The 11,806-nt window shown below is 40.6% G+C and carries 8 protein-coding genes; 6 read left to right on the top strand and 2 right to left on the bottom strand.

Annotated features, from left to right (window positions below; all coding sequences use genetic code 11):
* On the bottom strand, positions 1-3,691 hold a 3,691-nt coding region (locus tag B2727_RS15640), incomplete at its 3' end, for a calcium-binding protein (protein WP_291349613.1).
* A gap of 107 nt (positions 3,692-3,798) precedes the next feature.
* On the opposite strand from B2727_RS15640, the gene B2727_RS15635 reads away from it, so the two are divergent.
* Positions 3,799-5,091, top strand: coding sequence for an MFS transporter (locus B2727_RS15635; protein WP_005200456.1), 1,293 nt, complete (start codon positions 3,799-3,801; stop codon positions 5,089-5,091).
* Positions 5,092-5,119: 28 nt separating this feature from the next.
* Here B2727_RS15635 and B2727_RS15630 read toward each other — a convergent pair whose 3' ends face one another.
* On the bottom strand, positions 5,120-6,538 hold the full coding sequence (locus tag B2727_RS15630) for a phosphate--AMP phosphotransferase (protein WP_033133991.1): 1,419 nt from the start codon (positions 6,536-6,538) through the stop codon (positions 5,120-5,122).
* 210 nt (positions 6,539-6,748) lie between these two features.
* On the opposite strand from B2727_RS15630, the gene B2727_RS15625 reads away from it, so the two are divergent.
* From B2727_RS15625 to B2727_RS15605, 5 genes are all read left to right on the top strand, one after another.
* Positions 6,749-7,456, top strand: a complete 708-nt coding sequence (locus tag B2727_RS15625; RefSeq protein WP_005200458.1) for an FFLEELY motif protein — start codon at positions 6,749-6,751, stop codon at positions 7,454-7,456.
* A 204-nt stretch (positions 7,457-7,660) separates the two neighbouring features.
* The gene (gene ubiE, locus B2727_RS15620; protein ID WP_033133992.1) at positions 7,661-8,602 is read left to right on the top strand and encodes a bifunctional demethylmenaquinone methyltransferase/2-methoxy-6-polyprenyl-1,4-benzoquinol methylase UbiE; all 942 of its coding nucleotides are present in this window, start codon (positions 7,661-7,663) and stop codon (positions 8,600-8,602) included.
* A gap of 10 nt (positions 8,603-8,612) precedes the next feature.
* Positions 8,613-9,293, top strand: a complete 681-nt coding sequence (locus B2727_RS15615; RefSeq protein WP_005200462.1) for a ubiquinone biosynthesis accessory factor UbiJ — start codon at positions 8,613-8,615, stop codon at positions 9,291-9,293.
* Positions 9,294-9,305: 12 nt separating this feature from the next.
* On the top strand, positions 9,306-10,925 hold the full coding sequence (locus B2727_RS15610) for an ABC1 kinase family protein (protein ID WP_033133993.1): 1,620 nt from the start codon (positions 9,306-9,308) through the stop codon (positions 10,923-10,925).
* A gap of 237 nt (positions 10,926-11,162) precedes the next feature.
* On the top strand, positions 11,163-11,762 hold the full coding sequence (locus B2727_RS15605; protein ID WP_005200466.1) for a cytochrome b: 600 nt from the start codon (positions 11,163-11,165) through the stop codon (positions 11,760-11,762).
* Positions 11,763-11,806 lie beyond the last annotated feature (44 nt).

Raw genomic sequence — 11,806 nt, 5'->3', positions numbered from 1 at the left:
GAATATTCTCAACAGCATAGGCTGTCTTAGCATCATTTTCAAAATAACCATAAACTGTTAGCTGATCATCTGTATTTTTTATTTTTATTATTAAATTATTACCATTGCGACTTAATACAATATCTACAGGATTCAGATCAATTAACTGAATCTTGTCCGCATTCGTACCCAGTGCATCATTATCATAGTTATTAATTGTATCTTGATTATAACCTCGACCAAATCGATAAACATCAGATCCATTTCCTCCAGATAAAGTATCATTCCCTGAACCACCATCTAGAACATCATTACCATCATCACCTTGTAATCTATCATCTCCTTCATTTCCATAAAGGATATCGTCACCACTGCCACCATTTAGGCCATCATTACCTATTCCCCCATTTAGAACATCATGACCATCCCCGCCTGATAAGGTATCGTGTCCAGTACCCCCATTTAAAATATCATTACCAGCATAACCATATAAAGTATCATTACCATCCCCACCAGATAAGACATCATCCGTAGCATAGCCATAAATAACATCATTATCATTAGTAAAAATAAGGACTTGCTGCTTTACAGTCTCAATATTCCAGACAGTACCATCAGCGAATTGAATATTCTCAACAGCATAGGTTGTCTTAGCATCATTTTCAAAATAACCATAAACTGTTAGCTGATCATCTGTATTTTTTATTTTTATTATTAAATTACTGCCATTGCGACTTAATACAATATCTACAGGATTCAGGTCAATTAACTGAATCTTGTCCGCATTCGTACCCAATGCGTCATTATCATAGTTATTAATTGTATCTTGGTTATAACCTCGACCAAATCGATAAACATCAGATCCATTTCCTCCAGATAAAGTATCATTCCCTGAACCACCATCTAGAACATCATTACCATCATCACCTTGTAATCTATCTTCTCCTTGCCCACCCAAGAGTACATCATTGCCTAAACCACCATTTAGACTATCATTACCGAAACCGCCATTCAAAATATCGTGTCCATCTTGTCCTAAGATACTATTATTATTTTGATCACCTAAAATAATTTCAGATTTGGAATCTCCCGAGAAGTTTTTATCTGTTTTTGACCACAATACGCTATATCGTTCTGACGTTATAACAAAATCAGGATGTTCATATATTTTTTTAGTTAAATAATCTGCTAGTTCTACATGAACATTTGTATTATTTCTAAAAAATGCAGTAAAGAATTCAATTGCAGCTGTTAGCCCAACATTAGGATTATCATTAATTTCTTGATCAAAATAATTATAAACAGCACTATAATCGACTTTAAACCATTTCTCAGATACCTTAATAGAAATATCCTCAATTAAGTCTTTGTAAATCGTTTTCAGCAATAATTGATCAAATATATTATTCACTAATAAATCATAAGACTTTTGCAATAAGTCCAATTGACCTTGTGGGTAACGAATAATCACATCAACCCACTTCGCTTCTTCTATAACAGAACCTGAACCTGTAGAGCCTCCATGATTAGGGTCACTTTGTTTAACTCCACTATAACTTACGCCATTGGAAGAACCACCTGCTTGGTCTGTAATACTATTATTTGCAAAAAGTACAGGAAATTCGGGTAACCCAAAGAAGTACAAACCATTAAATGATTCTAAAATATGGATTTTTTGATTCCAGGCTTTAACTAAATCTTTATATTCTTGTTTTATATCATCGCGATCTATATCACGAATATATTCTATTGAAACGACTGCTCCATTGCCTCCACCAGAAGAACCGACCGTGGTATCCCCAATGATATAATCCTTCTTCTGAATATTTCCAAAAGCATTATAGTAGACTCGATACCGATCATCTCGGACATCCATTGATTCAGCTAGGCCCGAAGTATCTGCCCACGCATCAAGGAGTTGCTGAATTTTACCACGCTGTTGTTCAGCAGTCGTCAATTGGCTATATTCAGTAAGTAGTTGTTGTAAACGTGTAGATTGGCTTGTAGCCTCTAGTAAATCACGGACTTTGCCCGAACCAGCAACATTCGGCATATTTTGCATATGTGCAGGTATCACCAACTTATCTGAAAACTCACGATAGAATGAATATTCAGCTAAATTAATATCACCCATTTGGTGACTACCCATTGCACCTGTTGTACCATCAGCTTTAAGGTAGGTTCCAAGATCTGCAATTTCATTACCATTTGGTAATATCTGGCTATGTTCAGTTTTTTGAACATTAAGTTGAACGATACCAAGCTCCTCTAAACTAAATAATTCATTCGCTTGAGAAACGCCATCTTGATTTAAATCTCGCCAAACTTTCAGATGCGACCAATTCGCATCGTTTATATCAACCTTTCCATCTTTATTGGTATCTTGATCAGCTAAAGCAGCAAAACCATCTACTGCTTTTTTCCCATTAGATAACATTGTAGAGTCACCAAACAACTCTGAACCATTATCAACCTTACCATTGCCATTACGATCAAAAACTAAGAAGCCATCATCTGGTTTGACCCAACCTGTACCATTTTTAATCCCATCATTATTATGATCAAATAGAATTGCCCCACCTTTTAAATTGGTATTGGTTGTTTCTAATCCATCGCCATCCAAATCTAAAGTCAATGGATCGCTACGAAAACGGAATTGTTGAGCTTGATTAAAGAAATTAGCAATATCGTCGAATAAGCCACGAGAAAAATCTTTGATATCTCCCCATACCTCTCCAAAAAAACCGGCGTCGAAATCATGATCGATGGCATAGTCATATAACTTTTTGAAGAACTCGCCAACCACTTTTCCTCCTTCATAAGCACCGTATAGCAACAAGCCACCAACAATCACCTCCCCAAGAACAGCAACTCCTAATAAACCAGCAATCACAGGAATAAGTTCTACGCCTGCTGCAAATAAAACAGTCCCAACAACAGCTTGCGGACCATATTGAGTGGCTTGTTGTTGGAACTTACTCCAATCCCCTGTTTCAAGCCCTTGCATCAATCCATCGAAAGTATTGTTCAAGAAATCAGCGGCCATTACACTTGCGCCAACTTTGCCACCGAACAAATTATCTTTTACATATTTTCCAAGATTTTCTGTTATCTGAGCATTTAGCTTTATTTCACCATGTTCGACTTGCAATATATTGTTTGCAATAATATTTTTTACATCTTGATGGACTGTGTTTTGTGTATTTTTAAAGGCGTCATACAAAGGCGCAAAATCAACATAGCCGCCTTGTGATTTTAGATAAGGAACTTTTGTAGACTCATTCATACCAGCAATACGTTGAATCTCTTGTGCATGACTAATATTTTCTGTCTGTAATTTTGAAATATCACTTTGAATGGTTTTTCGTTCACTTTCGGTCAAATTATTATTCTGCAATAATTCATTGAAATTATTTATTTTTTCATCATTACCTTTAAAAACATTAATCTTATTAATATAATCACTATATATTTTTGATGGTGCAATAGTAGTAATGCCATCAACATACATTTTTGAATGCACTAAATATTCAATTGTAATGCGTTCATTTCTTGTTACCAACATCTCGCCATTAACGATACTATTCAAGTTCTGACGCGTTGTATCGGTTAATGGAAAATCCGTAGTAAGTACTTTCTCAGCGATTTGCACACTCATTTCATGCACAAATAAATTATTATCTGCCTTTGTTATTTTCCCTGTATCATTCACAAATACTCTATCATTTTTGACTTCAGGATGATTAATATCATTATCGACATATTGTCGCTCATAAAATAGGGCTTTTTGATAGCGTTCGCCTTGATCTATAAGTTGTTGTGCAAACTAGCCAATCTCCTTCTCGGGTCCGTTCAATTTTCAACGTGACCAGCGGGAACTTCCTTGAACAATACGACTTCTTCCTGTTCGGACTCTATGCACAAGCCATAGGTGAAACCTTTTTCCATTCAGACAGCAGCTATGCCGCACTGATGAAAACCTTCCTCGTATTTGCCGTCAGTTTTCTGATGCGGCCAATCGGTGCTCTGGTGCTCGGTCCTTATGTCGATCGTATTGGTCGTCGGCGTGGTCTGATGGTGACCTTGAGCATCATGGCCTTCGGTTCTTTAATTATTGCCTTCACACCGAGTTACGCCAGTATTGGCTTTGCCGCAACCGTGCTGATTTTCGTGGGGCGTCTAGCTCAGGGCTTCTCCGCAGGAGTTGAGCTGGGGGGTGTTTCAGTTTATTTAGCCGAGATTGCGGAACCGCATAACCGTGGCTTTATTACCAGTTGGCAATCAGCAAGTCAGCAAGTTGCCGTCATTTTCGCAGCCGTTTTGGGTTATATCGTCAGTGTGGTGTTTACCAAAGCTCAGGTCGATGCGTGGGCTTGGCGCATTCCATTCTTTGTCGGCTGTGCCATCATCCCCTTTATTTTCTGGCTCCGTAAGTCACTGGTTGAAACAGAAGCCTTCGCCTCTCGTAAAGAGCATCCAACGACACGACAGATTCTGAGTACCTTAGCGGCCAACTGGAAAATTGTGTTGGCGGGTGTGTGCATGGTGGCGACCACGACCACCATGTTTTACTTCATTACCGTCTATACCCCAACCTACGGTAAAGAGGTCTTGAATTTAACCCGTAGCGAAAGTTTGATTGCCACCATTATGGTCGGTTTGAGCAACTTTATTCTGTTACCTATTGGTGGGCATCTCTCCGACAAATTTGGGCGTAAGCCGCTGTTGATCACAACCACGATACTCATCTTTATCAGTGCCTATCCACTCCTCACATGGTTGACACATACCATTAGCCTGTCGCACATGCTGATGGTGTTATTGTGGTTCTCATTACTGTATAGCTTTTATAATGGTGCCTTGGTGGTTTCATTGGCTGAAATGATGCCAAGCTCGGTGCGAATTGCAGGATTCTCGGTTGCCTATAGTTTTGCCACCTCTATTTTTGGTGGGCTGACCCCGATGATTGCGACTTATCTAGTACAAACATCTGGTAATAAAAGCATGCCTGCATTTTGGCTCATGTTTGCAGCGATCACCAGTTTGATTGCCACTTTAATTATTTTCCGCCAACAACAGCGTACAGCGCCACAATTGGCAAATAACAATTAATTTAAATGCAGCAGCAACTCAAGGCAGATTAATCGGCCTTGAGTTGTTTTAGAATCGCTTTTAATACTTCAATTCGTGCTGAATACTTATCATCGGTTGCAATCACATACCACGGTGCATAATCCGTATTGGTTCGTTTAAACATATCTGCTGCGGCATTAAGATAATCATCCCATTTGTCACGGTTACGCCAATCTTCTTCAGTAATTTTAAAACGCTTGTGCGGTGTTTGTTCACGTGCTTTAAAACGTAGCGCTTGCTCATCCTTACTAATTGCCAGCCAAATTTTAACAATCACCGTTTGACTATCGACTAAGTTTTCTTCAAAGCGGTTAATTTCGTTATAAGCACGTTGCCACTCAACTGTAGAAGCAAAACCTTCAATCCGCTCAACCAATACTCGACCATACCAAGTACGGTCAAAGATAGTGATCTTGCCGCCATCATTCAACTTGCTCCAGAAACGCCACAAATAAGGACGGCGCAACTCATAACGCTCAGGGGCTGCAATGGTATGAATTTCATATTCTCTAGGGTCGAGTTTTTTCACGATGCGCTTAATCGCACCACCTTTACCCGCCGCATCCATCCCTTCAAAGGCGATCACCACTTTACGCTCGTCATAACGCAAGGTATCTGCCACTTTTTTGGTGAGCTTACTTAGCTCCTCTTTATAGTCATCTTTTTCTAAACTGGCTTGTTCAGGTTCAAGTAAGGCTTTGGGGATCACAGCTTGCTGCCATTTCTGCGTGACTTTGGTTTGATGCTCAGGCAGCTCTTGCAAAGTCTGTAGTAAATACTGAGCAAAACATTGATCACGGTATTTTTCATCTTCACCATCGACAATATACCAATCATCGGTAAAGCGCTGACTCAAACCTTGTAAGGTGTCGTACTGCTTTTTGTTGCGCCAATCCAAACCATGCAGTTTATGCCAACGCTGCTCAGAAGCGTCTATCTGATCCAAACGCTTTTGTAGTGATTTCCAAGATAAATCAAACCAGACTTTGACGATATGGACGTGGTTATTTTGCAGATCATGTTCAAATGCTCGCATCTGCTCAACATAAGCATCAAATAAATTTTCATCCAAAGGGTTGGACACATGCATCGCGGTAGTTAAAAGGTCGCTATACCAGTTACCAAACATCACCACGATTTGCCCTTCCGCAGGAATAAAACGGGTATAGGACTGCCAGAAGGTTTGATTATTTGATAAGAGCTGAGGAGCATCCGCTTTCACACGTAAATAGCGAGGATCTAACCATTCTCGTAATTGTTTAACCGCCTCACCTTTACCAGCCAGCTCAATTCCACTCACTAAAACCAATACACTTTTAGCATTTTTCTTATCACGGCTATTTTTTAAGGCGTATTGTGCTTCAATCAATTCTAAAGAAAGTTCGTCTTCATCACGCAATTCAAATACTGGCTGTTGTTTACTCATATATTGCTCTAAGCAGCTCATTATTAATATTAAAAATGAGTATAGCCAAAACTAAGTTAATCCCAGAAAGACCCTTGTACAGTTTCTGTAGATTCATTTAGGTGTACTGTTATAGTGACCAATTGTTAAACATTTAGAGTTTATGCTGTCATGGTTCTCCGTTATGATGCAGCCTATGATTTTACTGTTTCATTTTAATTAAGTTTATATATGTCAAAACTCTCTGCCTTTGATGATCTATTACTCCAATACAAAGCTTTTAATTATCATAATGATGCTGTGCTTGAACAACGTTTACATGAAGTTCAAACCTGGATGAAAGAGCGTATTGCGCATACTCACCAAGAATTTTTTGCTCGCCCTGAAAATCAATTGATGGCCCAATATTTTCTCAAACGTCTTTATGGTGGACCCGACTTTGATGCTCTGGCACAACAGATTGAGCGATTACTTAAATTTGCGCATAAAGTCGAAAAGTTTGTGCCTGAAAATGGGATTAAGACAGGAACCAAATCCGTTAGTCTGGCTGTGTTGGCAACTCAATTAGATGAACAGGTTGCACAGCAGTTATTAGCTGACTATCCTGCCGATACGCCACTCACCGATGAAATCATGCGCGATACGTTGGTTAAACTTGATCAAGGTGACGCACGTTATGAACAATTGCGTTTACTCGATGAGTTGGGTGTAACACTCGATAAATATATGCGTTCAACCATGATGTATGCGACCTTTAAAATGTGTAAAGGCTTGGCACATAAATACCACTTTGATGGCATGTATGAGTTTATTCAAGAAGGTTTTGCGGCAATGAAACCAATGAAATCTGCAGCGACGTTCATTCAAACCTTTACTGAAAAAGAGCGTGAGATCATTGATCGCGTTCATGCAGGACACCCAAATCCATTCCGCAATTAATCCATGTCTTGTGTTCTGAGCTATTCTCAAGTAGCTCAGAGCACGCTATTTTTCAAATCAATAACGCGATTAAAAACACTTTTGAGAAAGTGACTTTCTGTATATTATTCATAACAATTACATGCGAAAGCCTGTAAAAAAATACAAAATCTGTCATCATGCTTGCTGATTCGTGCCGCTAGAGCGAAAGTTTAGGAGAAAACTATGTCTAACGAAAACCAACAGCCTACCCCAGAAGTTGAGCAAAACCCAAGTTCAGACAAAGTCAGCCCTTTCTTAAACACGCCCCTTCCACAAGGCACACCACAAGGTCAACAGCAACCGATCCAACAAGGTGCAGCACAGCCCTCAACAACTTCTATCCCAAAATATAACTTACCGCGTGGTGCCAATACTGGTAATGTAGGTGCAACCACACACTTTGGTTACCAAACCGTAAATAGTGATGATAAAGCACAAAAAGTTGCAGAAGTGTTCCACTCGGTTGCCAGCAAATACGACATCATGAATGACCTGATGTCATTTGGTATCCATCGTATTTGGAAACGTTTTGCGATCAATATGTCAGGTGTTCGTCGTGGTCAACACGTGCTGGATATCGCAGGTGGTACAGGTGATTTAGCCAAAGTATTTAGCCGTGAAGTCGGTCCACAAGGTCATGTGGTTCTTTCAGATATTAACGAATCAATGTTGAATGTGGGCCGTGATCGTCTTATTGATGCAGGCTGTACCAATGTTGATTTCGTACTGGCCAATGCTGAAACCCTCGAACCATTTGCAGACAACAGCTTTGACTTATTAACCATCAGTTTTGGTTTACGTAATGTGACCGATAAAGATGCAGCACTCCAAGCCATGTACCGTGTCTTGAAACCAGGTGGTCGTTTACTCATTCTCGAATTCTCTAAACCTGTATTTGAACCATTTTCAAAGCTCTACGATCTTTATTCATTCACCGCATTACCAATTATGGGCAAATTAGTTGCCAATGATGCTGAAAGCTATAAATATCTTGCTGAATCAATTCGTATGCATCCAGACCAACGTACCCTCAAAGGTATGATGGAAAATGCGGGCTTCCAAAGCTGTGATTACCACAACTTAACCGGTGGTATCGTTGCTGTTCACCGCGGATTCAAACTTTAAGGTTTAAGATATGTGGTCGATTTTAGCACTCGGTGCAGTCGAACGTATCATTCATCATGTGATTGATTTGGATGCGATCACTCGTATTCAAATCAATCAGTTACAAGGTCAATTATTACGTGTTGTGATCGATAGTCCACAACTCTCGGTTGATGTGTTTTTTGATGAAAATAGAGTTCGCCTAGAACCGACCGTGACGGGACAGAGTCAAACTTCTTCTATTTTTGAACAACGCCCGTTTGATCCTCAAGATAAAATCACGGATGCAACTGCAACACTCCATGTTGAAAATGTAGTTGAGCTGGTTAAATTATTGCTCAGTGATATGGATCAAATTGGTAATATTCCACTGCAAGGTGATTATCACTTATTGCAAGATATTCAAAAAATTATGCAGCAGGCTGAGCCCGATCTCGCAGCGCATTTATCGCCATGGATTGGCCCTCAATTGGCACATGAGTTGGGTAAAATTCAACTTGTACCGAAGCAATTGAAACGTTCATTACAAAGCCATTTATTTTTTGTTGAAGATGCATTAAAAGAAGATAGCGGTTTATTTGCCCCACGTTGGCAGATGGATGATCTCAATCGCGAGACACGTCAACTCAATCAGGAAATTGATCGTTTGGAAGCCAAGCTTCAACAACTCAATGCTCAATTCAATCCAGCCAAACAACCCACACAAGACTAGGTAAGACTTTATATGATTCCGCATGTTACACGGTTACTCGAACTCTGGCGTATTGCAGCACACTATCGCCTTGATACCTTGTTCCCTGCGGAAGAATTACCAGTAAAAGCTCGTCATGCATTAAGTCTGATTAAAATACATCCTGCAGCTTGGTCAAGTCGTGAGAAAAAGAATCCGCTTAAGCTGAAAGAAGCCCTAGAGGATATGGGCCCCTTAGCGATTAAGCTCGGCCAATTGCTGTCTACGCGTCGTGATTTGATTCCACCTGAAGTATTATCACAACTGGTGTTATTGCAAGATCGCGTCAAACCCTATGACACTCAGCTAGCCAAACAGCGCATTCAAGAATCACTCAAAGCAGATGTATCAACCTTATTCTCACGCTTCGATGAGCAACCGCTTGCCGCAGCTTCGATTGCTCAAGTGCATACCGCCGCTTTGCATGATGGTCGTGAAGTTGTCGTTAAAGTCACTCGCCCCGATATTCGCAGTCAAATTTTACAAGATTTTGAGATTCTGGCTTGGCTTGGCGATTGGTTGGAAAATCGTTTAGAAGCAGCGCGTGCCCTACATTTATCAGAAATTATTCAAGATTATCGTCAAATCATCTTAAATGAGCTTGATTTAAGTCTGGAAGCAGACAACACCCGCCGTATGCGTCACTATTTTACTGGCTCAAGCATGATGTACGTGCCAGAAGTCTATATGGACAGTAAAGACGTGATGGTGGCTGAACGCATCACCGGTGTCCCGATTTCGGATATTGCTACCTTTGATCGTTTAGGTATGGATCGTGCGGATCTTGCGGAAAAAGGCTTAACCATTTTCTTCACCCAAGTGTTCCGTGACAACTTCTTCCATGCGGATATGCATCCAGGCAATGTCTTTGTCGAAACCATTAACCCTAGCAATCCACGCTTTATCGCGTTGGACTGTGCCATTATGGGTGAGTTGTCTAAGCACGATCAAATGACGATTGCTCGTATGCTACTGGCGGTGATGAACAGTAACTTCATGCAATTGATTCAAATTGTGCATCAAGCAGGCTGGATTCCACCAGGTACAGATCAAGATGCATTATCACGCGAAATGCGCCGTACCGTTGGCCCAATGGTATCCAAACCAATGGATCAACTCGATTTTGCAGGCATTTTGATCCAAGTGATGGATATTGCTCGTCGCTTCCATTTGGAAATTCCACCGCAGTTGATGTTATTGCTGAAAACACTGGTACACGTTGAAGGTCTAGGGACTGATCTCTACCCTCAACTGGATATCTGGAAACTGGCAAAGCCGATTCTAACCGAATGGGTCAAAGCCAATATGAACCCCGTCAAAAACGTAAAAGAACTGGGGCAACAGATTCCGGACCTGTTACTCGGCGCCCAAGATATTCCAAGCCTATTGATTGACAGCTTAAATGGTCTAAAAAACCAATCAGCTTGGCATGACAAACAACTTCGTGAAATTCAACAAATGCGCTTACAAATGCAACAACAGCAACGTCGTAGCTGGATATTTGGTAGCACGATGCTGATTTTGTTAACCATCGCGATTATTAGCCCATGGTTTATCTCAGTCATTCTGATAGTACTGAGTAGCTTGATTGCTCTGTGGCGCATTGCTAAATAACTAGATATACACAGCAAAGGCCGTATCCATCGATACGGCCTTTGCTTTTATGCAACTGCAACACTTTTAGCTCCCCCCTTTTGCCCATTTAAACACTTTCTGAAATTTCGGCAGAACCGTCACATTTTAGGCAAGATTTCAATCCATCTCAGGCAAAGACTTTTCATCCTTTAGTAGATAGACGATCATCGACCTAACATTGAGGTGCATCAACACAGATTTTAAAGGAAGAGAAGCGTGAGTCTAAGAAATAGCATCAATAACTATGGTTCGATTGCGAAATGGCTGCACTGGTCAACCGCAATCCTGTTTTTACTTGCTTACTGTAGTGTTTACTACCGCCAGTGGTTTACCGAAAAAGGCACACCTGAGAACTGGACGGCTTTACAACTTCACCTTTCCGTCGGTATCAGCATTGCCGTGATTATTAGCCTGCGGATTCTCTGGCGTTTGAGCAATCCACAGCCCCATTTAGAACCTGCCAGCTCTTTGGCAAACTTTGCGGCACATGCAGGACATTTTGCCCTGTATGCCATCATGATCATTGCCCCGCTCACAGGCTATTTAGGCACAGGCGTCAATACTGAGTTTTTCTTCTTGTTTGAGATTCCGAAATTTGAACATACCGCCCTGTTCCAGAGCTGGGTGGCACAAGGCATGGGGCTCAGTTTTGAACAGTTCGAAAAACCGATTGATTTTATTCATAAGCAAGTTCTTGGAAAATGGCTGATTTGGATACTGATTTTAGGGCATGCAGGTGCGGCACTTTATCATCACTATATCAAGAAAGATCGCACCCTGATCAAGATGACCACAGGCAAAGATCAGTTTAAATAATCCGATTTGAGATTCATTCAATACCGGCAGGATGATCATGGACC

The sequence above is a fragment of the Acinetobacter sp. UBA991 genome, assembly GCF_002292065.1.
Classification (GTDB): domain Bacteria; phylum Pseudomonadota; class Gammaproteobacteria; order Pseudomonadales; family Moraxellaceae; genus Acinetobacter; species Acinetobacter higginsii.
Note: the sequence above shows the minus strand (reverse complement) of the source record. Positions and strands in the feature narration are given on the sequence as shown.